This window comes from Denitratimonas tolerans (assembly GCF_037203605.1).
Taxonomy (GTDB): domain Bacteria; phylum Pseudomonadota; class Gammaproteobacteria; order Xanthomonadales; family Xanthomonadaceae; genus Denitratimonas; species Denitratimonas tolerans.
On record NZ_JBBDHC010000005.1, the window covers coordinates 24,716 to 46,482 of the forward strand.

Below are 21,767 nucleotides of genomic sequence, written 5' to 3' on the forward strand. Positions count from 1 at the left end.
GCAACGGCGGCGCGTAGTGCCGTAGGTCGGGGCTACGTCCCCGACGGGATGTTCGATGCCACGCCGCGTCGACCGTGTAGAGCCTGCCCAGGACTTGATCCGGGAGACCTACGGCGTTCTGTCGGCTCTGCGCGTGAACGGCACGCTGTCCGGGCTGACCGCGCCGCCGGAGATGATGAAGCTCATCGCCTGGTCCACGGTCCAGTCCGTGGGGGTGAGGTTTTCCACCGGCACCACTTCGAGATAGCCCGAGGTCGGGTTGGGCGTGGTCGGCACGTAGACGGCCGCCAGTTCGCGTTCGTTGCCTTCCTCGCGCAGCACCCGCGTGACGAAGCCCACGGCCTTCATGTCGCGGTGCGGGAAGTCGATCAGCACCACGCGCTGCGCGCCCTCGGGCTGGGTCTGGAGGATGTCGATCAGCTTGCGCACCGCGCCGTAGATGAGGTTTGCCAGCGGAATGCGGTGGACGACGGCCTCGAACCAGCGCAGCAGGCGCTGGCCCAGCACGCGGTGCGCCATCACTCCGACCGCGATGATGGCGGCGAGGGTGGCGACCAGCGCCAGCGCGGTCTGTACCCAGGGCGCGGCCATCCATCCCAGCGTCAGCGGATACTGCGCCGCCAGGCGCGCCAGCAGCGGCGTGATCCAGGGCCGGCTCACGTCGGACAGCAGCACGAACACGAAGCGGAACACGATCACCGTCAGCCACAGCGGCAGCAGGGTGATGACGCCGGAGAGGAAATAGCGCTGCAGCGAGGGGCGGTGGGCGGACATGGCGCGAGTTTACGCGACCGGCGAAATTCGGTGCAGCCGGTTCCGTTTGCGCCGTCGATGTGCTATCACTGTCGCCGTGAACGCCCCCACCCGCCGCTATTGGTACTTTTTTTACCGCTCGCCCCAAGGGCTGGCGCCGCGTGGCGTTCGCGTGATCTGAAGCATCGCGCAAACGAATCCCCCGAAGCCGCCAGTCCCCTGGCGGCTTTTTTGTTGCCGCCGGCCTGGCACCCACCCAGGAGCATCCCGATGAACCAGCCCACCGACGATCTTCGCATCCGCGAAATCCGCGCCCTTCCCACGCCCGCGGAACTGATGGCTGAAGTGCCTTGCGATGCGGTGTCCTCGCGCACCGTGCGCCAGTCGCGCCGCGTCCTGCACGACATCCTGCACGGTGTCGATGATCGCCTTGCGGTGGTGATCGGGCCGTGCTCGATCCACGATCCGGCGGCGGCGCTGGAGTACGCGCAGCGCCTCGCGCGCGAGCGCGAGCGTTTCGCCGGAACGCTGGAGATCGTGATGCGGGTCTATTTCGAGAAGCCGCGCACCACGGTGGGCTGGAAGGGCCTGATCAACGACCCGCACATCGACGGCAGCTGTCGCATCGACGAAGGGTTGGTGATCGCGCGCCGGCTGCTGCGCGACATCAGCGCGCTCGGCCTGCCGGCCGGCACCGAGTTCCTCGACATGACCACGCCGCAGTTCATCGCCGACCTGGTGGCCTGGGGCGCGATCGGCGCGCGCACCACCGAAAGCCAGGTGCACCGCGAAATGGTGTCCGGCCTGTCGTGCCCGGTCGGCTTCAAGAACGGCACAGACGGCAACGTGCGCATCGCGCTGGACGCGGTGCAGGCGGCGGCGCACCCGCACCATTTCCTGGCCGTCACCAAGGACGGGCGCAGCGCCATCGCCGCCACGATGGGCAACGCCGACTGTCACGTGATCCTGCGCGGCGGCAAGGCCCCCAATTTCGATGCGGCCAGCGTGGCTGAGGCCGCCTCGGCGCTGGAAAAGGCCGGACTGTCGCCGCGCCTGATGATCGATGCCAGCCATGCCAACAGCAGCAAGAAGCCCGAGAACCAGCCGCGCGTGATCGACGATATCGCCGGCCAGGTGGAAGCGGGCGCGCGCCGCATCATGGGCGTGATGGTGGAAAGCCACCTGGTCGCCGGACGTCAGGACGTGATCCCCGGGCGCGCGCTCGCCTACGGCCAGAGCATCACCGACGGCTGCATCGGCTGGGAGGAGTCGGTGGCCGTGCTCGAACGCCTCGACGCCGCGGTGCGGGCGCGGCGGCGCAGCGCGGCGGAAGAGGCGGCGGCCTGAATCAGTCCCAGCGTGCGCCGATCCCGAGGCTCAGCCAGCGGCCCGGGATCGGCGCGAAGCCGGTCTCGATGATCTCGCGGTCCAGGAGGTTCTGGATCGCGAGGTGGGCGCGCAGGGTCTTGCCCTGCCAGCCGAGTCGCGCGTTGGCCAGCGTGGCGGCAGCTTCATCGGCGTAGCGCGGGTGGCGCAGGTCGAGGTCCAGGCCGAAGCCCGCGCCCAGGTCCAGGCGCGCGTCGGCCCGCCAGGTGTGGCGGGCCACGCGCGGGGCGTACTTCACTTCGTAATCGGCGTCATCGACGCGCACCTGAAGGTACTCGTAGCCCAGGCCCGCGCGCGCCAGCCAGCGGATCGATGCGGGGTTCCAGCGCCAGCCGGCCTCCAGGCCGCGCCCGCGGTGGCCGTCGAGGTTGTTCGCGACCCAGGTCACGGTGCCGGGCGTGCGGGTCCAGTCGATCAGGTCGTGGGTGCGGCGCTGGTGCAGCGCCAAGGTAAGGGTTTGCGCGCCTAGACGCCCTTCGATGCCAAGCTCCGAGTGATCGGAAACCTCCGGTGCCAGCACCGCGCTGCCGCGGTTGGCGGCGGTGGCCAGATACAGTTCGGTGTAGGACGGCGCGCGGGTGGAGCGCGCCGCGGCGGCGAAGCCGCGCCAGTCCGGGCCAAAGGCATGGGAAAGCGCCAGCGCCGGCAGCCAGCGGGCGCGGTGGCCTTCGTGATCGGCGCGGCTGAGGCTCGCCTCGGCGCGGGTGTCGGGGCCGAGCTGCTGCTGGCGCAGCAGCCAGATCGCGGAGACGTCGCGCTCGTGATCGCGCAGCGCATTGGAGGCAAGGCGTTCGTGGCGCAGCTGCGCGCCCATCGCGGTCGAGCCGCTGGCGTCCTCGCGCTGGGCGTCGGCCTGCAGGCCGGCGACGCGGGTGAGGTGCTCGTTGATGTAATCGCGCCCGCCGATCCGGGTCAGGAACTCGTCTTCGTGGCGATCGAAATGGGCGCGTGCGCGCAGTCGCCATGCCCCGCTGCGGCCTTCGGCACCGAGCCAGGCGAGGTGCCCTTCGGTGCGTTCGCGCGCATCCGGGTATTCGGCGCTGTAGAAACCCCACGCGCCGAAATCCTTTTCCAGCGCGCCCGCGCCCCAGAAGATGCGCCCGGCCTCGCTCGCGTGCGCGCCGGTATAGAGCGCCTGGCGCAGCCGCGCGTCGCTCGGGCCGGACTGCGGGTCGCCGTCGCTGTCGAGCGTGCTGACCGACAGCCCGTGGTGACCCGCCTGCCCGGCACCGACGATGCGCGCGTCGAACTGGCGCGTGGCGTGGGAGCCTGCGGCGACGGCCAGGCCGGCTTCGAAGCCGTCGGGCTGGCGCGTGATCAGGTTGACGATGCCGCCGGTGGCACTGCCGCCGTACTGGATTGCGCCCGGGCCGGTGACGATCTCGATGCGCTCGATGTGCGACAGCGGCACGGCGACATCCAGATTGTGGTGGCCGGTCTGCGGGTTCTGGATCGGCACGCCGTCCACCAGCACCAGGGTCTGCTCGAAGCTGCTGCCGCGGATGCCCAGATCGGCCTGCACGCCCGGTGCGCCGCGGCGCTGGATGCTCAGCCCGGGCTGCTGCGCGAGCAGGTCCGCCAGCGTCGCGGCCGGGCTGCGCTCGATGTCGGTGCGCTCGATCACCTGCACCGATTGCATCGCCTCGGAGGTGCGCGTTTCGACCGGGCTGGCGGTGACCAGCAGGGCATCGAGGCGGGTGGCCTGGGCCGAAGAGGACGCGGGTTCGGCGAGGGTGGCGGCGGGCACGAGGGCGAGCGCCGCGAGGACGAGTTTTTTCATCGGAGTCCGGGGGATTCGGGAACGGTGGGACGGTGCGCGCGATGCGCGGGTTCACTCGCCGCGCGGGTTGGGCGGATGCGAGGAACTTTCCATGCGCGCCCCGACGTGGCGCAAGCCGCGCTTTCCGGCCAGATCGACTTGACGCTGGCGCTCGCTCAGCCGCGTGCGGCGGTCGTCGTCCAGCCGCTCGTGGCAGTGTGGGCAGCTGACGCCTTCCTCGTACTGCGGCGAGCTGCGGTCTTCGGGCGAGAGCGGATACCGGCAGCTGCGGCACAGCGTGTGCGGCCCCTGTACGAGGCCGTGGCCGACCGAGACGCGCTCGTCGAACACGAAGCATTCGCCGCGCCAGCGGCTTTCCTCGGCCGGCACGGCTTCCAGGTACTTCAGGATGCCGCCCTTGAGGTGATAGACCTCATCGAACCCGCGCGAGCGCAGCAGCGCGGTGGACTTCTCGCAGCGGATGCCGCCGGTGCAGTACATCGCCACCCTGCGCCCGCGCAGCTCGGGACGGGCATCGAGCCAGGCCGGCAGCTCGCGGAAGCTCGCGGTGCCCGGATCGAGCGCGCCTTCGAAGTGGCCGATGGCGACTTCGTACTCGTTGCGGGTGTCGATCAGCACCAGCTCGGGATCGGCGAGCAGCGCGTTCCAGTCGCCCGGCTCGACGTAGGTGCCGGCGTTCGCGGCCGGATCGAGGCCCGCCACGCCGAGCGTGACGATCTCGCGCTTGAGCCGCACCTTCATGCGGTGGAAGGGCGCGCGCTCGGCCGGTGATTCCTTGTGCTCGAGCGCCGCCAGGCGCGGATCGGCGCGCAGCCAGGCGAGCACCGCGCGCACGTCGCCCGGCGCGCCGGCGATGGTGCCGTTGACGCCCTCGGCAGCCAGCAGGATCGTGCCCGAGACATCGTGCGCAGCGCAGAGCGCCTCCAGCGGCGGCTTCTTTTCGGCGAAGTCGGGCAGGGTGGCAAAGTGATAGAACGCGGCGGCGATCCGGGACGTTTTGTTCATTGCAACATTCTAGCCCGCGTCCGGCGCGGCCCTGCAGTCTTGCATCGGGCCGCGCGATGCGGCAGGGCGTCTCAGCCGGCCGCCTGATCGCGCAGGCGCGATCCGTAGCGGCGCTTGCGCTCGGCGGTGTAATCCCACCACGGCCGCGCCGCGCCGCCCGCGGCGAAATCGGTGAGCGACATGAACACGTCGAGCACGCAGGGGTCGTGCCGCGTGGCCGTCTGCTGGCACAGCGCCTGGTAGAGCGCGAAGGGATCGGCTTGGGCCAGGTCCGCCGGCCGGGTGATGCCCAGGAGGCGCAGGTCGGCCGCGGTGGCCGGACCGACGTTGGGCAGATCGGTGAGGCGACGGACGGCCTCGCGCCGCACCTTGCCTGGATTCATCGTCTGGTTCCCGCAGTGCGCAAAGCCCGAGTATAGGCGCGCCGTCGGCGCGCGGCGCGCGGCGGCGTTGACGCCTGCATGCCGCCGCCGGATGCTGGCCGCCATCCTGATGACGGACCCACGCCATGATCCACGTGTACCCGCTGACATTCGCCGCCGAGCCGGCGTCGGTCTGGATCGACCTGCGCCAGCCCGACACGGCCGAGCTCGCGGACGCGCAGCGGCGCGCCGGCTTCGAGATACCCGATCGTGCGCGCATCAGCGAAATCGAGTTCACCAGCCGCGTGCGTCACGTCGGCGATACGCTCTTTCTCAACCTGCCGCGCTTCGAGGAGGGCAGGGGTCGCGCCGCGCCACTGGGCTTCGCGCTTTCGCCCACCGCGCTGGTGACCCGCTGCGAACAGGAGATCACGGCGCTGGACGACATCGCGCGCGATCTGGCCAAGCGCCCAAGCGCCGGCTCGGTCGATCTGTTCCTGCGCGTGCTCGAACACATCGTCGATCGCCTCGCCGACCGGCTGGAGGCGATGGAGTCGGAGGTCAGCGAGGCGACCCGCGCCAGCTTCGAGGGCAGCCGGCGCGACCGCGACCTCAAGCAGAACCTGATGCACGCCGGCGATCTGGGGCGCCGCCTCGGTCGGCTGCACAACACCCTGCTGGGCCTGCTGCGCATCGTGACCTGGCTGCATGAGACGCCGCCGGCGTGGTTCGGGCCGGATGCGCCGCGCCGCATCACCCTCATCCTCAAGGATCTGGGTTCGCTCAACGAGTTCGACCAGCAGCTCGGCGATCGCCTCGACTTCCTGCTCAACGGCGTGCTGGGGCTGATCAGCACCAACCAGAACGAGGTGATGAAGGTGATGGCCGTCGCCTCGGTGGTGGGCGTTCCGCCGACCGTGCTGGTGGGCGTGTGGGGCATGAACTTCGCCTTCATGCCCGAGTTGGCCTGGCGGCCCGGCTACTACGTGGCGCTTGCCGTGATCGGCCTGAGCATCGCGCTGCCGCTATGGTGGTTCCGGCGACGCGGGTGGATCTGACGGCGGCCGCGTGGCGGGCCGGAACTCCGGCTTGAGGCGGACGTAAAGCTGCTTTCGCACCCGCGCCACCAGGGTGCCGTCGGCGGTGGTCACGTTCACGTCGAACCAGCGCAGGTGTTTTTCACCGTTGGCCGCGACGGCGTGCAACTCGTCGACGACCGCCTGTTCCAGGTGGAACTCGGCAAACACGTTCTCGCGCCCCGGCGTGACGAAGTGGATCGAGCCGGCCTGGTCCCAGACGTGGTAGCGCGGCCCCAGGCTCTGCATCACCAGTATCATCCAGAACGGATCGGTCATCGAGAACAGGCTGCCGCCGAACTGGGCGCGCACATAGTTGCGGTTGTACCAGGTGAGCCTGAGTTCCACCCGTGCGTGCCGCCAGTCGTCCGACAGCGCGCGCACGCGGATGCCGGAGAAGAGGAACGGCGGCCACAGGTTTAACAGGCGGCGCAGCAGGCGCGGCGACATGGACGGGCGTCCCGGCTCAGAACAGCATCGCGGCCATGTTGCGGCGGTACTGGCTCACCAGTGCGGGATCGGGAATCACGTTGAAGGCCTCGATCAGGGCGCGACGCGGCAGGCCGTCGTCGAAGTCGCGGTTCTGGCGCAGCATCTCGAGGAACTGGTCGAGCGCCGCGGCGAACTCTCCGTCGGCCAGAAGCCGCAGGCCGAGCAGGTGGCGCGCGGCGAGGTCGTCCGGTGCGGCCGCCACGCGCGCGGCCAGCGCGGCGCGATCCGGCGCATCCTTCAGCCAGGCTGCGTTGGCGATCAGCACGTTGGCGTTGCGCGCGCGCTCGTCGGCACCAAGGTTGGCGGGCAGGGCGTCGATCAGCACCCTGGCCTGCGCGGTTTCCCCGACGCGGGCCAGCGCCAGCGCCAGATCCAGTTTGAGCGCATCGTCGTCCGGCGCGGCTTCCACCGCAGCACGCAGGCGCGCGACCTCTTCCTCGGGCGTGGGCGGCACCACCTCCGCAGGCTCCGCCGGCTGCGCCGGTTCGATGCCGTGCTGGGCGAGGAACTGGCGCAGCTGGCCCTCCGGCACCGCGCCGGGGAAACCGTCCACGAGCTGGCCGTCCTTGACCAGGATCACCGTGGGCACCGAGCGGATCGAAAAATAGCCGGCCAGCTCCTTCTGCGCGTCGACGTCCACCTTGGCCAGTCGAAACGCGCCGTGGTAGTCGCCAGCGAGCTTTTCCAGGATCGGCCCCAGCTGCTTGCACGGCCCGCACCAGGTGGCCCAGAAATCGAGCAGGACGGGCGTGGTCAGGGAGTGTTCGAGCACCTCCTTCTGGAAGGTTTCAGCGCTGACGTCGATGACGTGCGATGCGGCGGCGGGCGCGGCGGCGGTGTCGGAAAGGAGCATTGCGGTATCCGTAAGCTGGGTCGTGGTGGTGCGGGAAGTTGGGCGATGCGGTGGATGGGCATCCGCGTCGGGCCCGGCGGGTTTCCAGCCTCGTCATGCCCGCGCGCGCGGGCACCCGGTGCCTTGAAACCTTGAGGCGCGCGTCAACACCGCTGCGGCGACCGACGCGGCGCCAAGGCGTAGATGGTGGCAACAGCCCGCATTGCAAGGCAAACTCGCGCGCCGTCATGGACGCCACGCCGATGCCTTCGCCCCCGCACCACGTCCGCAGGCTGGCGCTGCATCTGGGCTGGATCGCCCCGCTGTGGTTTGCCGCCGCCGTGGCGCTCGCGGCGATGCTGTTGCCCGGTGCCGCCAGTGCGCCGCTCGGCCAGTTCGGCGCGATCGGTGCGCCGGGTGGCGCCTGGTTCAACGCGCTGGCGCTGGTGCTTCCGGGGCTGATGCTGCTGGCGTTTTCCATCGCGCTCGAAGCCGCCGTCGCACCCGACGGCACGGGCCGCACGCTGCGCCTGGGCACCGGAATGCTGATGATTTCGGCGCTGGCGTTCGCGGCGCAGGGCGTCTTCCCGTTCGATCCCTCCGAACCCGACGGCCCGGCCTCGCAGCGCCACGCCGCGACGTTGGCGCTGGCCCTCATCGCACTCGTGGCGGCGTCGGCCTTTGTTTTCCCGGGCCTGTGCCGGATGCGGCACTGGCGAACGCTCGCCATCTGCGGCGCGCTGCTCGGCGCGGCACTGGCAATCTTCCTCACCTGGCCACCGCAGCAGCTCTTCCCCCCGCTCGAAGGCCGCCACGCCGCCGCGCAGCGGCTCGTGCTCGCGACCTACTTCGGCTGGTTCGCACTGGCGGCCGGGGTGGCGTTGGGGCGGCGGCGCGAGAAGACTTGAATCCGGTAACGCGGGGCTGCGGTCTGCGCCGCTGGGGGCCTTCCATCGAGCAGGAAAGCGCGCTCGGCCGCACCCACCGGATTCACCTCGCCACTTTCGCCCGCAGCGGCGATCCTGTCGCCGGCGGGAGGCGCGGTGTCGCTCCGGGGCGTTTGCGTGCGCGGTCAGAGGTTGGTCTGCTCCGGCGGCACGCCCGCGGGCAGGGCGGGCGGCGGCGATCCGTGGCCGGTGTCGGCGGCGTCGCAGCCGACGGTGTAGCAGGTCATCGAGATCGACCCCAGGGCGTGGCCGCGTGCGAAGGCGGTGGCGCGGCCTTCGCCTGCCGCGGCGAGCCCGGCGGCGTAGAGCAGCGGGATGAAGTGGTCGGGCGTCGGCACCGCCAGGCCGTAGTCGGGATGCTCGGCCAGCTTCAGGATCGCGCCGGGGTCGGAGGCCATCTGCCCGATGGCGGCGTCGTCGAAGCGCTCGCCCCAGTCGGTGGCTGCTTCCGGCTTGTCCCACTGCACGCGTCTGAGGTTGTGCACCACGTTGCCGCTGCCGACGATCATCACGCCGCGTTCGCGCAGGGCGGCGAGCCTTTCGGCGAGCTGGAGGTGGTATTCGAGCGGCTTGAGCGCGTTGATCGAAAGCTGCGCCACCGGCACGTCGGCCTCGGGATACAGGTGCGCGAGCACGCTCCAGGCACCGTGGTCCAGGCCCCACTGGTCGCGATCCAGCCCCACCCAGTCGGGCTTGGCAACGTCTGCCACCTCGGCGGCGAGGTCGGGTGCGCCCGGCGCGGGGTAGTCGAAATCGAACAGGGCCTGCGGAAAGCCGTAGAAGTCATGGATGGTGCGTGGCCAGGGCATCGCCGTCACCGCGGTCGCGCCGATGTACCAGTGCGCGGACACCATCAGCACCGCGCGCGGCCGCGGCAGGCGGCGGCCCAGCTCGCGCCAGGCCCGGGTGTAGCGGTTGGTTTCCAGGGTGTTCATCGGATTGCCGTGGCCGATGAACAGGACGGGGCTTGCGGCCATGGCCGGTTCCTCCTGCGGGTCTGCGGGCGTGCCGCGCGCATCCGGGCCGCGCGGCTGGCCGGACGCGGCGAGTATGGCGAGCGTGCTTCGGTCCGACAAGGCGCGCCGCGTGAGGACAGCGGCGCGTTTCTCAGACCAGCCCGGTGGCGTAGTACACGCCGATGATGACGAACACCGCCATGGTCTTGATGCAGGTGACCGCGAAGATGTCCTTGTAGCTCTGGCGGTGCGAGAGGCCGGTGACGGCCAGAAGCGTGATGACGGCACCGTTGTGGGGCAGAGTGTCCATGCCGCCGGAGGCCATCGAGGCGACGCGGTGCAGCACGTCCATCGGGATGCCGGCAGCATTGGCGTTGGCGATGAAGGTGTCGGCCATGGCCGCCAGCGCGATGCTCATGCCGCCCGAGGCCGAGCCGGTGATGCCGGCCAGCGCGGTGACGGTGACGGCCTCGTTGACCAGCGGATCGGGGATCGAGCCCAGCGCGTTGGCGACGACGAGGAAGCCGGGCAGGGCGGCGATCACCGCGCCGAATCCGTATTCGGAAGCGGTGTTGCCGGCCGCGAGCAGGGCACCACCGACGGCGGATTTCGAGCCTTCGGCAAAGCTGCTCATGACGGGCCGGAAGGCGAACACCAGCACGGTGCCGATGCCCACCAGCAGCGCGCCCAGCACCGCCCAGATCGCGGTGATGCGCGAGACTTCCTGCACCACCGGCGCGGGGCTGCCGATCACCGCCGGGATGAAAGAGTGGCTGTCCCCGTAGGCCTGCGGAATCCACCAGGTGAAAAGAATGTTCGCCACGCCCACCAGCACCAGCGGCAGCACCGCGATGACCGGATTGGGCAGCGCGCCGCCCCGGTAGGTGGCCGGTTCGTTCGCGAGGCTGGCGGCATCGCCATAGCCTTCGCCTTTCGCCGCCGCGGCGCGGCGACGCCATTCCAGATAGCTCATGCCCAGGATCAGGATGAAGACGCCGCCGATCGTGCCCAGCACCGGCGCAGCCCAGGTGTTGGTGCCGAAGAACGTGGTAGGGATGATGTTCTGGATCTGCGGGGTGCCGGGCAGCGCGTCCATGGTGAAGGTGAACGCACCCAGCGCGATGGTGCCGGGAATCAGGCGTTTGGGGATGTTGCCCTGGCGGAACAGCTCGGCCGCGAACGGATAGACCGCGAACACCACCACGAACAGCGACACCCCGCCGTAGGTCAGCAGCGCGCAGACCAGCACGATCGAGAGCATCGCGCGCTGGGGCCCGACGATGCGGATCACGGCGGTGACGATGGATTTGGAAAAGCCCGACAGCTCGATGACCTTGCCGAACACCGCGCCGAGCACGAACACCGGAAAGTAGAGCTTCAAGAAGCCCACCATCTTGTCCATGAACAGGCCGGTGAACATCGGTGCCACCAGCGAGGGGTCGGTGAGCAGCACCGCGCCCAGCGCCGCGATGGGCGCGAACAGGATGACGCTGTAGCCGCGATAGGCCACGAACATCAGGAAGCACAGCGAGGCCAGAACGATCAGGAAGGCCATGGGCGGGTCCGCGTTTCAACTCGCGGCGCAGTGTGATGAGCCGGACCCGCGGCTCCCACTGTACCAAGGTACAAGTGCGCCGCCTGCGCGCGCTGGGCACCATGCCGTCACATGATCGGCGGCCGCCGTGGCCGTTTCCCATCACCGTCACGAGGAAAGACTCCAATGAATCGCACGCACCTGAGTGTTGCCATCGGCCTGCTGCTGGGCATGGCCGCATCCGCCCCCGCGCAGGCCCAGCAGTCCGGCGAGCGCCAGGCCGGCAGCGACGAGGCCCAGCGTCTGGACAACGTGGTGGTCACCGCGCGTCGCCGCGAGGAATCCATCTTCGACGTGCCGGTGGCGGTGAGCGCCTTCGGCGAGTCGGACCTGATCGAGAAGCAGGCCAGCGCCATCGATGGGCTGCAGGGCTCGGTGCCCAACCTCAACATCGTGCAGGGCCGCGGCTCGGCCAACAGCGTCAACGTGTTCATCCGCGGCATCGGCCAGCCGGATGCGCTGCAGACCTTCGACCCGGGCGTGGGCATGTATGTGGACGACATCTACTACTCGCGCATCAACGGCGCGCTGATCTCGATGTTCGACGTGCAGCAAGTGGAAGTGCTGCGCGGTCCGCAGGGCACGCTGTACGGCAAGAACTCCACCGGCGGTGCGATCAAGATCACCACCAAGAATCCGTTCGACGACGAAGGCGGTTCGATCGAAGGCACCATCGGCCAGTTCGGCCGCGCGGAAGGCCGGCTGTACGCGGGCGGCCAGCTCAGCGACACCCTCGCGGCCAGCGTCGCGGGTGCCTGGCTGACCAACGACGGCTTCATCAGCGATGCGGCCAGCGGCCGGCGCTACAACGACGATGACACCCGCGCGATCCGCGCCAAGCTGGCCTACAGGCCGAGCGATGCGTTCCGCGCCACGCTGACCATCGACCACACCAAGCAGGACGCCTCGCTGGCCATGGGTCGCCCGATGGCGCCGCTGCGCCAGACCGACCTTGCGCTGGGCGTGGTGCAGCTCAAGCCGGCGGCGTCCGGCGGCTTCGACTACTTCGCCCGCACCTCGTTCGGGCCCGACAAGGGCCAGGACATGAAGCACCAGGGCCTGACCCTGGGAATGGAGTGGGACCTGTCCGACCGCTGGCTGTTCAAGAGCATCACCGGCCACCGCCGCCTGGATACCAACTCCTACATCGACATCGACGCCTCCGAGTTCGAGCTGGGCGACGTGCTGGTGGCGCTGGACCAGAAGCAGACCAGCCAGGAGTTCCAGTGGCAGTTCGACAACGGCTCCAACCTGCAGTCCACCTTTGGCGTGTTCTACATGAAGGAGAACGTGCCCTCGCACCAGGAAGCCTACGCCGACGACCTGTTCGCCAATGCCGGAGTGCCGGTTGGCTTCCTGCGTACGATCGATGACGACCTGACCACCAAGAGCACCGCTGCCTTCGCGCACGTGAACTGGGAGTTCGCGCCGACCTGGAAGCTGGCTGCCGGCCTGCGCTACACCAGGGACGAGAAGGACTACGCTCGCAGCACCAGTACCTTCTGGGAGTCGGACTCCCTGTTCCTGGGATTCATCCCTTTCCCTGCACTCAACGAAACCGTCGCCTTTGAGGGCAAGCAGAGCTGGACCGCGCTGACGCCTTCGATCAGCCTGCAGAAGAACTTCACCGACCGCGTGATGGGCTACGTCTCGGCCAACCGCGGCTTCAAGTCGGGTGGATTCAACGGGCGCGCCAACAGTGCGCTCGAGGTCGCCAACGCCGTGTTCGATCCGGAGTTCGTGTGGACCTACGAAATGGGCGTGAAGGGCAGCTCCAGCGACGGCCGTTTCCGCGGTGGTGCGCTGGCCTTTATCTCCAATTACGAAGACTTCCAGGCGCGCGTTTCGGAGATCCACAACCCGAATTCCACCAGCCCGACGTTCTCTTTCCCGGTGCTCAACGCCGCCGAGCTGGATATCAAGGGCATCGAACTGGAAGGTGCCGCGATGCTGGGTGAGGCCACCACGCTTTCGGCACAGATCGGCTGGCTGGATGCCGACTACAAGAAGTTCGATGATCCGCGTCTGGACGCCAGCTACCCGGGCTTCGACCCGAACGTGAGCCACGACCACGTGCCGTTCTCGCCCGAAATGACCGCGCGCGTCGCGTTGAACCAGGGCTTCTCGCTGGGCAACGGCTCGATGCTGAGCGTGGGCGGCGACGCCTCCTATCGCGCCAAGACCTGGCTGTCGGTGGACAACCGCGACGTGCTCAGCCAGGACGCCTACACCCTCTTCGGCCTGTATTCGATCTGGGATTCGCCCGACTACACCTGGCAGGTGCGCGCCGGCGTGCGCAACCTGACCGACAAGGAGTACAAGGTCGAGGGTCAGGAGTTCGCCAGCGTCGGCAACATCCAGACCGCCTACTACGGCTGGCGCCGCAACTGGTACGTTTCGGTGCGCTACAACTTCTGATCGTTTCTCTCCATGATGTTGGAAATACTTGCGGGCCGCGCTGCGGCCCGCTTTTTTGGCGGAGGACGCAATGAATTTCTCGAAGGCATCGTCATCCGGCGCGCTGGCGCTGGCCGTGGCCCTTTCGCTGGGCGGTTGCGGCAGTCAGGCGGCGGAGTCATCGCTGCCGGCGTTGTCACTCGATCCGGCACGGGTATCGGTGGTGGGCCTGTCCTCCGGCGCGGCGATGGCACAGCAGGCGCATTTCGCGTTTTCCGATCGGCTGATCGGCGCCGGCCTGATCGCCGGGCCGCCTTATGGCTGCGCCGAAGGCGATCTGGGCACGGCGCTGGGTCGCTGCATGAAGGGCGAGCCGGATGCGCCCGACGCGGTGAAGCTGGCCGAGCGTGCGCGGGAACTGGCCGATGCCGGAAAGATCGCGCCGCTTTCGGGGCTGGATGGTGACCGGGTCTGGGTGCTGCACGGGGCGTCCGATGCCACCGTGAAGGAGCCGGTGACGCGCGCGTCCTACGCCATCTACGAGGCGCTGCAGCGTGAAGTGGCGCAGCCGCCGGTGGCCGGCATGAAGCTGGTCTGGGACGCCCAGCGCGATATCGGCCACGCCTGGCCGACCGTGGACAAGGGCGTGGCCTGCGCCACCACCGAGGCACCGTTCATCGCCGCCTGCGGCTTCGACGCCGCCCAGGCGATGCTGGAAACGCTCTATGGCACCGCGACCAAGGCGGTTGCGGATGCCGCCGGCGGCCAGGTGCTCGCCTTCAACCAGGATGCCTATCGTCCGGCAGGTGAAGACGCCTATCTGGCCGACGAGGGCTTCCTGTATGTGCCACCGCAGTGTGTGCAGGATACGCGCTGCGGCGCGGTGATCGCCTTCCACGGCTGCGAGCAGAACGCCGCCTCGCTCGACCGGCAGTTCGTCGACGACAACGGCCTCAACCGCTGGGCCGATGCCCATGATCTGGTGGTCGTTTATCCGCAGGCGCGGGCAAGTTTCATGCCGCTCAATCCCAAAGCCTGCTGGGACTGGTGGGGCTATTCGGGCGCGGGCTACGACACCCGCGACGGTCGCCAGCTCGCCTGGCTGGCCGGCCTGACCGCGGCGCTGGGGATCCCGCTCGACGCAAGGTAAAGGCGGCGGGTTGGCGCGACGCCCCCGGCGCGGTGGGCTATCGTTGGCGTCCGCCGCGACGGGTTCCCAACGGATGATGCCTTTCTCCGATCCCTCCAGCCGACGCCAGCTGGGCTGGCTGGCGCTGGCCTGCGCCTGGCTGGCGGCGCTGGCGCTGGCCGCGCACGGGCCGCCGATCGGCGATGAGCTGGTGCACTGGAGCCAGATCCTGCGCTTCCAGCAGGGCGACTTCCGGATTTACGAGGAGTACCTGACCAACATCCCGGGCTACCACTGGCTGGTGACGGTCGTGCTCTGGCCCTTCGGCACCCAGTCACTGGGCGCGGCGCGGCTGGTCACGGCGCTGTTCACGGCCGTAGCGGTGGTGCTCGTCCATCGCATCCGGCGGCAGCTGCATCCCGCCGATGCGCAGCGCACCGCGGCGCTGTTCCTGTTCCTGCCGGTGACGTTCGCTTACGGATTCCTCGTCTACACCGACATCCCCGCGCTGGCTTTCCTGCTGGCCGCACTGCTGGCCACCCTGCGCGAACGGCACGTGGTTTCCGCACTGCTGCTGGTCGCCTCGATGGCGATGCGGCAGAACAACGTGCTCTGGGTGGTGTTTCTGGCGGTGCTGGCCGCCTGGCCGTTGCTGTGTGAAGCCGTGGTGATGCTGCGCCGCGGGCGGTTGCCGCCGCGCGCGTGGTGGGCGGCCCTGCTGGCGCGGATCTGGCCCTATCTCGCGGCCTTCGGCGGCTTTTGCGCGTACTGGGCGAGCAACGGGTCGATCGCCTATTCCACCGCCCAAAGCGCATATTCGCACCCGGATTTCCGGCCGGACGTCGGCAACCCGATTTTCCTGCTCGTGGCGGCGGCCTTGCTCCTGCCGTTCCAGGTCATCGCCGGCTGGCGGCGCGCCTTCGGGATCGGCGCGGCGCGGGGCTGGGGCCGCGCGGTGGCGCTGGCGATCGCCGTGTTGCTGGCCTATGCCGTCTTCTTCCGCGTGCAGCATCCCTCCAACCTCTTCACCGGCAACGTGCGCAACCAGCTGTTGCTGGCGGTCGCCGAGGGCGGCTGGCTGGGCTGGGGGTTCGGCCTGTTGGCGGCGCTGGCCGCCGGCGGGCTGCTGTTTTCTCCCCCCGTGATGCGCCGCGCCGGCCTGTGGCTGCCGTTTTCGATCTTTTTCGTCGGTGCGTCCTGGATGATAGAAACCCGCTACATCCTCGTGCCGCTGACGCTGTTGCTGCTCTTCCGCCGGCCGCAGGCCGACTGGCAGGAGCGGGTGACGCTGGCGGCATGGATAGTGCTGTCGTTGGGCCTGGTGGTCTGGGTGTTCGATCGGCAGATGGTGCCGTAGGGCGTATCCGCGTGCGCGAGGAGGGGCCGGCAGCGCTCGATCGCTTCGACGAGGGTGCGTGCGCCGGGCATGGGCGCTGGACAAGAAGCGTGCGTCGTTGCACAGTTTCCCTCACACTGCAATGGAACCGGGTGACCGCCGCCACGCCTGCGGGGGAGCCGTCAGGCAGCGGCAGGTCGCAGGGACGGGAGGGAGCGGTCATGCGCATCGCGGCAGGGAAACGTTTCGCGGCAGCCGGAGGAGTCCTCGCGGGATTGCTCCTTGTCGGCATTGCCACGGCAGGCAGTGCGCCCCAGAGCTGGGGCAGGCTCGCGGACGCATCCAGCGATCCGCTCAAGGCCATGGCCACGGTCGATTGCCTGCTGCCCGGGCAGGTGCGTCGCTCCGGCAGGATCAACTACATCGGCCCCGCGCTTCCGGTCAAGACGACGGCGGAACTGTGCGAGAAGCGCGGCGGCGAGTACGTGGCCTACGACCGCGCTTCGCTGCAAAGCACGCTGCGCGTCTGGCAGGAAAAGGCCGATGGCGGCGATGCCGAGGCCCAGCTTTTCGTAGGCCAGGCGTGGGAGCGCGGCTTCGATCGTGCGCCCGATCTGGCCAAGGCCGCCCAGTGGTATGCGAAGGCGGCGAAGAACGGGTCGCGCGAGGCCAAACTGGCGCTGGCCGCGATGATGGAAACGGGGAACGGCGTTCCCGCCGATCCGCAGGGCGCGTTGCGCCTCTACCGCGAGGCCATGGGCCTGAGAGAGGAACTGGTGCGCGCCAGTGACGCCGAGGCGCGCGTCAGCCAGGCGCGGTTCGAGGCCGAGGCGCAGCAGGCCGAGGCCGAAGCGCGCATCGCGCGGCTGCAGTCGGAGATGGCGGCACTCGCGGCGGCGCGGGCGCAGGACACCCGGGCGCGCGAGCGCAAGGAGGCCGAGCTGGCGCAGGCGCAGGCCGCGCGTGAGCAGGCCGGCGTGCGCCTTGACGCGCTGCCGCCATCGCCCACCCGAAGCTTCTCCAGGCGCGCGGCCGGCACCGCCGGCGCGGCCCCTTCGCTGAGCGTGGATGGCACCCGGTTTGGCCGCTACTACGCGCTCGTGATCGGGGTGCAGGACTACGACACCATCGCGCCGCTGAAGACGCCGCTGGCCGATGCCGAGGCCGTGGCCGGGGTGCTCGAACGCCGCTACGGCTTCCGGACCACGCTGCTGCGCAATCCCGATTACCACACCCTCGCAGGCGAACTGGTGAAGGTGCTGGCCAACCGCGAGGACGACGACAACGTGCTGGTCTATTTCGCCGGCCACGGCGAACTGGATGGCAGGGAAGGCTTCTGGCTGCCGCGCGACGCGAGCCATGATCGCGCCTCGGGCCTGCCCAACAGCCTGCTGGTGTCGGCCATGTCGCAGTTTGGCGGACGCACCCTGCTGGTGATCGCCGATTCGTGCTTTGGCGCGGCGCTGGCGGCGCCGCGCGAGATCAGCGGGCCGCTGGAGTATTTCCCGCAGGATTCGGCCAGCTTCCTCGCCAACAAGGGGCGCTACGTGATTTCGGCCGGCGGCGAAACCCCGGTGGTGGACGACGGCGGGCAGGGCCACTCGGTGTTTTCGGCCGAACTGCTGCGGGTGCTGGAGCGCAATGACCGGGTGCTGACCCAGCGCGGTCTGGCGGAAGCGCTGCGCCCGGCGGTCGAAAGCAACTCCACGCGGCTGGGTCACAAGCAGGTGCCGCAGGTGGCACCGATGCGCGACGGGCGCGGCTACGAGGGCGGGAAGTTCTATCTGGTGCCGGTGGGCGATGAATCGTCGCGCGCATCGCTCGGCATGCGCGGTGAGGGTGCCGGCACGCTGGGCGGCTGAACGCATCGCGCGCACCAGCACCGCGAGGCGGGGCCGTGAACGCGCTGGTGCGGGTACGGCAGCAACGTGGGTGACATCGACAGGGTTTGGAGGGGCGCAGCATGTGGACGATGGCGGATTCGGATCGACGAAGCGCCCGGCGCGGTGCGCGGCGGCTGCGGTATCTGGCGGCGGGGGCGTGCCTGCTCCTGGGCCAGGCTCTCGCCCAGGTTCCACCCCAGAGCGTCCTTTTGACTGCGGTGCCCACCAGCGCGCATGTCGGTGAAGCCGTCGTCCTGACGGCGCAGAACAACCACGTTCCCTATTACACGGGCCTGGAGATGTGGTTCTTCGAGGACGGCGCTGCCGTTCCGTCCTGCAGCCCGGTCGTGCTCAACCCGACAGGCAACTCGGCCACCTGCACGGTGACCTCGACCACCTACGGGACGCGCCAGTACAGCGCTTCGCTGGGATCGCCGACCGGTGGCCCGGCCATGGCCGTCAGCAACGTCGTGCCCGTGGCGTTCGACAAGTGGGTCGCGGACGTGATCCTGGGCATGGACGTTCCCGATCCGGCGCTGGGCCAGATGGTGACGTTCACCGCGCAAGTTTCCGGCCAGCTTCCCACGGGAGACGTGTCGTTCCACGACGCCTTCGGTGCCAATCCCGCAGCGCCCCTGTGCACCTCCACGCTCTTGCCGGGCATCAGCAGTCCGCCTTCAGCCACATGCGCCACGGTGATCATCCGCAGCGGCCCGCATCGGATCAGCGCGCATTACCTCGGGGATGCCAACCACTGGGACGGCTGGTCGGGCGATCTGGACTTCATCGTCGGCTCCCTGCAGACGCAAAGCGTCACGACGGTGGACGTCGCGCCGCCGGTTCCGGTGGCGGGCGAGCCGGCCGTGCTGAGCGCGACCGTGAGCGGCCAGGCTCCGACGGGCAGCGTGACGATCCTCGATGGAGCCGCGACGGTGTGCGTCGCGACGCTGGATGCGGTGCCTGCGGACAGCAAGTCGGTAGTCTGCGACTGGGTGTTCGGCGCGGCCGGACCGCATGCGATCTCGGCCAACTATGGCGGCGACGGTGACAATCTGCCCTCCAGCGCAAGCCTGACGGTCCAGGTGGATGCCGCGCCTGTCGTGCCGGTCAGCGTGCACCTGCGGTTGCTTCCCGCGGACGCGCAGGCCGGCCAGCACGCGGTGCTTCGGGCCGAGGTTACCGGCGAGGCCGACGGCGCCACCGTCACCTTTCTGGATGGCGGCGAGGACGTGCCGGGCTGCGCGCAGGTGTCGGTGTCCGCGCACGCCGGCGGGGCCGCGACGGCCGACTGTGCCTTGGTGTTGTCGTCCCGCGGCCAGCATGCCTTCAGTGCGATCTATCGTCGCGGCGGCCTGGTTCGGGAAGGCGCGGCGCAGCGGCTCGTGCCCGGCCGGTCCACCGCCACCTCGCTTGCCCGGGTGGGCGGCGCGGCCTGGGCGGGCCAGCCGGTCGTGCTGCAGGCCACGGTCTCGGGGGAATCGGTGCGCGGCGGCAGCGTTCGCTTCCGCGACGGCGCGACCGCCATTCCGGGCTGCGATGGCGTCGCGCTGGCACCGCAGGCGGTGCGGCGAATGGTGGCCGACTGCGTGACGACCTTCCCGGCGGCCGGGCGGCATGCGCTGGTCGCCGAATATTCGGGCGACCGCTACTCGGCAACGTCGTCCGGCGCTCTGGCGCTGGTCGTGGATGCGACCGCGCCGGCATTGCTGCTGACCGTGCTCGATCTTCCGCTCGTGGACCAGCCCGTGCTCGTGCGCGCCACGCTCAACGGCCTGCCTCCCGGCGGAACCGTGGCGTTCGGCAAGGACGGCCAGGCCATCACCGGTTGCGAGGCGGTGATGCAGGCGGATCCGAGCGGTGCGCCGAGTTTCGCGGAGTGCTCCACCGCCTTCGCCGAGGCCGGCCCGCACACGCTTCAGGCCACCTATACCTTCGCCAGCGGGCGCGAAACGGCTGAAATCGGCATCGAGGTGGAAGCCAATCCGACGGCAACGCGCCTGCGGGTGGAACCCCCGCCGGGCGGCGCGCGGGAAGGCGAGCGGGTATGGCTGCATGCCGACGTGCTGCCGGCCACGGCCGCAGGCGGACGGGTCGCCTTTGGCGGCGATGCCACGGCCTTCGACGGCTGCCAGGCCAGCGTGCTGGCGGCCGGCAATGACGGCGTCGCGGTGGCGCGGTGCGAGGCCATTCTGGGTCAGTCCGGGGTCCGGAGCCTGCAGGCGTCCTTCCAGGCGGATCGCACGCACGCGGCGTCGGCCGACCGCCTGTCCATCACGGTCGCCCCCGCTTCCGCCATGCTGAGCCTGTCTTTGCCCGACGGCGCGGTGGTCGGCGAGCCGGCGCGGCTTGAGGCCAGGGCGTCGGGCGCGTCATCGGGTGGCCAGGTGGCATTTTCCGACGCTGGCCTCGCGATTCCCGGCTGTCAGGCGCTGCCGCTGGACGGCACGTCGGGAGCCGCCGTGGCGCAGTGCATCACGCGCTTCCCGCTCGCCGGACTGCGCCTGGTCGGCGCGGAACACGATGCAGGCAGCAGTCGCCCGCAGGCCGCGCTCACGATCGATGTCGCCAAAGCCGCCTCCTCGACCCGGCTGACGGCCGCGCCGGCGCCGAGCGGAACGGCGCTCATGCTGCAGGCCCGGGTGCTCGGGTATTTTCCCGCCGGCACCGTCGCGTTCCACAATGAAGGCGCGCCGATACCGGGCTGCGGGGCGGTGGCGCTGGAAACCGCCTCGCCGCAGGAGGCGAACGCCGCCTGCATCCTGACCGGCAGCGCGCCGCGCTGGGTGTCGGCCACCTATCCGGGCGACGGGAACAACGCGCCATCGGAAGCCATCCGCGCGGTTGCCGGCGTGGTCGCAGCGACGCTGGATCTGGTGCGGGTCGATCAGGGGCCGGCCTACGCGGACCGCGTCTTGAACCTGGAAGCGCGCGTCAGCGGCACCTCGCCGACCGGCAGCGTGAGTTTCTTCGACGGCCCGGGGGCGATCCCGGGCTGTGCGGCGGTGCCACTCGCCGCCGCCGGCTCCGGCGCGCTGGCCCGTTGCGATGCGCGCCTGGCCGGTGCGAGGGCCCATGCGCTGCGCGCGGAGTATCCGGGCGACCTCGTGCACACGCCGGCGGCAGGGACCCTCGCCCTCGCGGTGGAGAGGAACCCGACCGTGACGCAGCTGGAAGTCGTCGGCGCGCGCTTCACCGGCGCGAGCCTGCGGCTGCGGGCGACGGTGAGCGGCCATGCGCCCGGCGGGCATCTCGCCTTCCTGGCCGATGGCGTGGAGATTGCCGGCTGCGATGCCGTGGTGGTCGTCGCGACACCGCCCGATGTCGATATCGGGCGGGCCGAGTGCGTCACGACGTTCGCGCAGCCCGGCACCCGCGACCTGGAGGCGCGCTATGGCGGCGATGCGGCCAATGCGGCGTCGAGTCGCGTGCTGACGCAGGTGGCGGTGCCGCAGGCTCCGGAGGCGTCGGGCGCGGCGCGCGTGCAGTTCTTCGGCCAGCAGGCGCTGCGCTTCACCCTGCACAATCCCGGGACCGCGCCCGTCGCCGAGGTGCGGGCCTCCTTCGATGCGGCCCGGGTGGTGCGCATCGCCTTCCTGCCCGCCTGCAGTACGGGCGTCGGGAGCGGTGGTGGCGCGGTGAGCTGCGAGAATCCGGTGGCGCTGGGGATTTCCTGCGGCGAGGAGGCCGGCACCCGCTCCTGCGGGGTGGCGTCGCTCGCGCCCGGGGCGTCGCTGTCGTTCGTGGCGTTCCCCTCTGGCTCTGCCACGGCTCCGCTGCAGGTGGTGGTGTCGGTGGCGGGTGCCGTGGTCAGTCGCACGGTCCTGGATCCGGACCGCTGA

General features: G+C 69.9%; 16 protein-coding genes. 8 read left to right on the plus strand and 8 right to left on the minus strand.

All coding sequences use genetic code 11. The features are described 5' to 3' along the window. Window positions 1-108: 108 nt before the first annotated feature. The gene (locus WB794_RS04715) at window positions 109-774 is read right to left on the minus strand and encodes a DUF502 domain-containing protein (protein ID WP_337334697.1); all 666 of its coding nucleotides are present in this window, start codon (window positions 772-774) and stop codon (window positions 109-111) included. A 249-nt stretch (window positions 775-1,023) separates the two neighbouring features. Between WB794_RS04715 and WB794_RS04720 the strand changes: the two genes are divergently transcribed. Beyond that, window positions 1,024-2,100 (plus strand): 3-deoxy-7-phosphoheptulonate synthase, encoded by a 1,077-nt coding sequence (locus tag WB794_RS04720; RefSeq protein ID WP_337334698.1) that lies wholly within the window; start codon window positions 1,024-1,026, stop codon window positions 2,098-2,100. 1 nt (window position 2,101) lies between these two features. Here the strand turns inward: WB794_RS04720 and WB794_RS04725 are convergent, their stop codons facing one another. The 3 genes from WB794_RS04725 to WB794_RS04735 all read right to left on the minus strand — a co-directional run bounded on the left by WB794_RS04725 (window position 2,102) and on the right by WB794_RS04735 (window position 5,307). Beyond that, window positions 2,102-3,919, minus strand: a complete 1,818-nt coding sequence (locus WB794_RS04725) for a TonB-dependent receptor plug domain-containing protein (RefSeq protein WP_337334699.1) — start codon at window positions 3,917-3,919, stop codon at window positions 2,102-2,104. Window positions 3,920-3,970: 51 nt separating this feature from the next. Next, a complete protein-coding gene (trhO, locus tag WB794_RS04730; RefSeq protein ID WP_337334700.1) occupies window positions 3,971-4,924 on the minus strand; it encodes an oxygen-dependent tRNA uridine(34) hydroxylase TrhO in 954 nt (317 codons plus the stop codon). A 71-nt stretch (window positions 4,925-4,995) separates the two neighbouring features. Then, window positions 4,996-5,307, minus strand: a complete 312-nt coding sequence (locus WB794_RS04735) for a helix-hairpin-helix domain-containing protein (RefSeq protein ID WP_337334701.1) — start codon at window positions 5,305-5,307, stop codon at window positions 4,996-4,998. Window positions 5,308-5,432: 125 nt separating this feature from the next. Between WB794_RS04735 and WB794_RS04740 the strand changes: the two genes are divergently transcribed. Beyond that, complete coding sequence (locus WB794_RS04740) at window positions 5,433-6,344, plus strand: CorA family divalent cation transporter (protein WP_337334702.1); 912 nt, start codon at window positions 5,433-5,435, stop codon at window positions 6,342-6,344. Here WB794_RS04740 and WB794_RS04745 read toward each other — a convergent pair. Together WB794_RS04745 and trxA are read right to left on the minus strand one after the other, a co-directional pair. Continuing rightward, the gene (locus tag WB794_RS04745; protein ID WP_337334703.1) at window positions 6,312-6,812 is read right to left on the minus strand and encodes a DUF4442 domain-containing protein; all 501 of its coding nucleotides are present in this window, start codon (window positions 6,810-6,812) and stop codon (window positions 6,312-6,314) included. The two genes, WB794_RS04740 and WB794_RS04745, sit on opposite strands and share 33 nt — an antisense overlap. 16 nt (window positions 6,813-6,828) lie before the next feature. Further along, a complete protein-coding gene (gene trxA, locus WB794_RS04750) occupies window positions 6,829-7,707 on the minus strand; it encodes a thioredoxin (protein WP_337334704.1) in 879 nt (292 codons plus the stop codon). A gap of 242 nt (window positions 7,708-7,949) precedes the next feature. Between trxA and WB794_RS04755 the strand changes: the two genes are divergently transcribed. Beyond that, complete coding sequence (locus tag WB794_RS04755; protein ID WP_337334705.1) at window positions 7,950-8,594, plus strand: DUF998 domain-containing protein; 645 nt, start codon at window positions 7,950-7,952, stop codon at window positions 8,592-8,594. 164 nt (window positions 8,595-8,758) lie between these two features. Here WB794_RS04755 and ygiD read toward each other — a convergent pair whose 3' ends face one another. Next, window positions 8,759-9,610 (minus strand): 4,5-DOPA-extradiol-dioxygenase, encoded by an 852-nt coding sequence (gene ygiD / locus WB794_RS04760; RefSeq protein WP_337334706.1) that lies wholly within the window; start codon window positions 9,608-9,610, stop codon window positions 8,759-8,761. A 130-nt stretch (window positions 9,611-9,740) separates the two neighbouring features. Then, window positions 9,741-11,144 (minus strand): GntP family permease, encoded by a 1,404-nt coding sequence (locus WB794_RS04765; protein WP_337334707.1) that lies wholly within the window; start codon window positions 11,142-11,144, stop codon window positions 9,741-9,743. Between the two features lie 165 nt (window positions 11,145-11,309). On the opposite strand from WB794_RS04765, the gene WB794_RS04770 reads away from it, so the two are divergent. The 5 genes from WB794_RS04770 (at window position 11,310) to WB794_RS04790 (ending at window position 21,767) form a co-directional block, all read left to right on the plus strand. Continuing rightward, window positions 11,310-13,601, plus strand: a complete 2,292-nt coding sequence (locus WB794_RS04770; RefSeq protein ID WP_337334708.1) for a TonB-dependent receptor — start codon at window positions 11,310-11,312, stop codon at window positions 13,599-13,601. Between the two features lie 70 nt (window positions 13,602-13,671). Further along, on the plus strand, window positions 13,672-14,730 hold the full coding sequence (locus WB794_RS04775) for an extracellular catalytic domain type 2 short-chain-length polyhydroxyalkanoate depolymerase (protein ID WP_337334709.1): 1,059 nt from the start codon (window positions 13,672-13,674) through the stop codon (window positions 14,728-14,730). A gap of 73 nt (window positions 14,731-14,803) precedes the next feature. Then, entirely contained in the window at window positions 14,804-16,066 is a 1,263-nt protein-coding gene (locus WB794_RS04780; protein ID WP_337334710.1) for a Dol-P-Glc:Glc(2)Man(9)GlcNAc(2)-PP-Dol alpha-1,2-glucosyltransferase, read from the plus strand. Window positions 16,067-16,320: 254 nt separating this feature from the next. Next, a complete protein-coding gene (locus WB794_RS04785) occupies window positions 16,321-17,907 on the plus strand; it encodes a caspase family protein (RefSeq protein ID WP_337334711.1) in 1,587 nt (528 codons plus the stop codon). 101 nt (window positions 17,908-18,008) lie between these two features. Next, window positions 18,009-21,767, plus strand: a complete 3,759-nt coding sequence (locus tag WB794_RS04790) for an Ig-like domain-containing protein (RefSeq protein ID WP_337334712.1) — start codon at window positions 18,009-18,011, stop codon at window positions 21,765-21,767.

Coding starts and splice junctions, on each gene's coding strand:
- WB794_RS04725 (WP_337334699.1), bottom strand. CDS start 3,919: ATGAAAAAACTCGTCCTCGCGGCGCTCGCCCTCGTGCCCGCCGCCACC.
- WB794_RS04740 (WP_337334702.1), top strand. CDS start 5,433: ATGATCCACGTGTACCCGCTGACATTCGCCGCCGAGCCGGCGTCGGTC.
- WB794_RS04755 (WP_337334705.1), top strand. CDS start 7,950: ATGCCTTCGCCCCCGCACCACGTCCGCAGGCTGGCGCTGCATCTGGGC.
- WB794_RS04720 (WP_337334698.1), top strand. CDS start 1,024: ATGAACCAGCCCACCGACGATCTTCGCATCCGCGAAATCCGCGCCCTT.
- WB794_RS04745 (WP_337334703.1), bottom strand. CDS start 6,812: ATGTCGCCGCGCCTGCTGCGCCGCCTGTTAAACCTGTGGCCGCCGTTC.
- WB794_RS04790 (WP_337334712.1), top strand. CDS start 18,009: ATGTGGACGATGGCGGATTCGGATCGACGAAGCGCCCGGCGCGGTGCG.
- WB794_RS04715 (WP_337334697.1), bottom strand. CDS start 774: ATGTCCGCCCACCGCCCCTCGCTGCAGCGCTATTTCCTCTCCGGCGTC.
- ygiD (WP_337334706.1), bottom strand. CDS start 9,610: ATGGCCGCAAGCCCCGTCCTGTTCATCGGCCACGGCAATCCGATGAAC.
- WB794_RS04765 (WP_337334707.1), bottom strand. CDS start 11,144: ATGGCCTTCCTGATCGTTCTGGCCTCGCTGTGCTTCCTGATGTTCGTG.
- WB794_RS04770 (WP_337334708.1), top strand. CDS start 11,310: ATGAATCGCACGCACCTGAGTGTTGCCATCGGCCTGCTGCTGGGCATG.
- trxA (WP_337334704.1), bottom strand. CDS start 7,707: ATGCTCCTTTCCGACACCGCCGCCGCGCCCGCCGCCGCATCGCACGTC.
- WB794_RS04735 (WP_337334701.1), bottom strand. CDS start 5,307: ATGAATCCAGGCAAGGTGCGGCGCGAGGCCGTCCGTCGCCTCACCGAT.
- WB794_RS04780 (WP_337334710.1), top strand. CDS start 14,804: ATGATGCCTTTCTCCGATCCCTCCAGCCGACGCCAGCTGGGCTGGCTG.
- WB794_RS04775 (WP_337334709.1), top strand. CDS start 13,672: ATGAATTTCTCGAAGGCATCGTCATCCGGCGCGCTGGCGCTGGCCGTG.
- trhO (WP_337334700.1), bottom strand. CDS start 4,924: ATGAACAAAACGTCCCGGATCGCCGCCGCGTTCTATCACTTTGCCACC.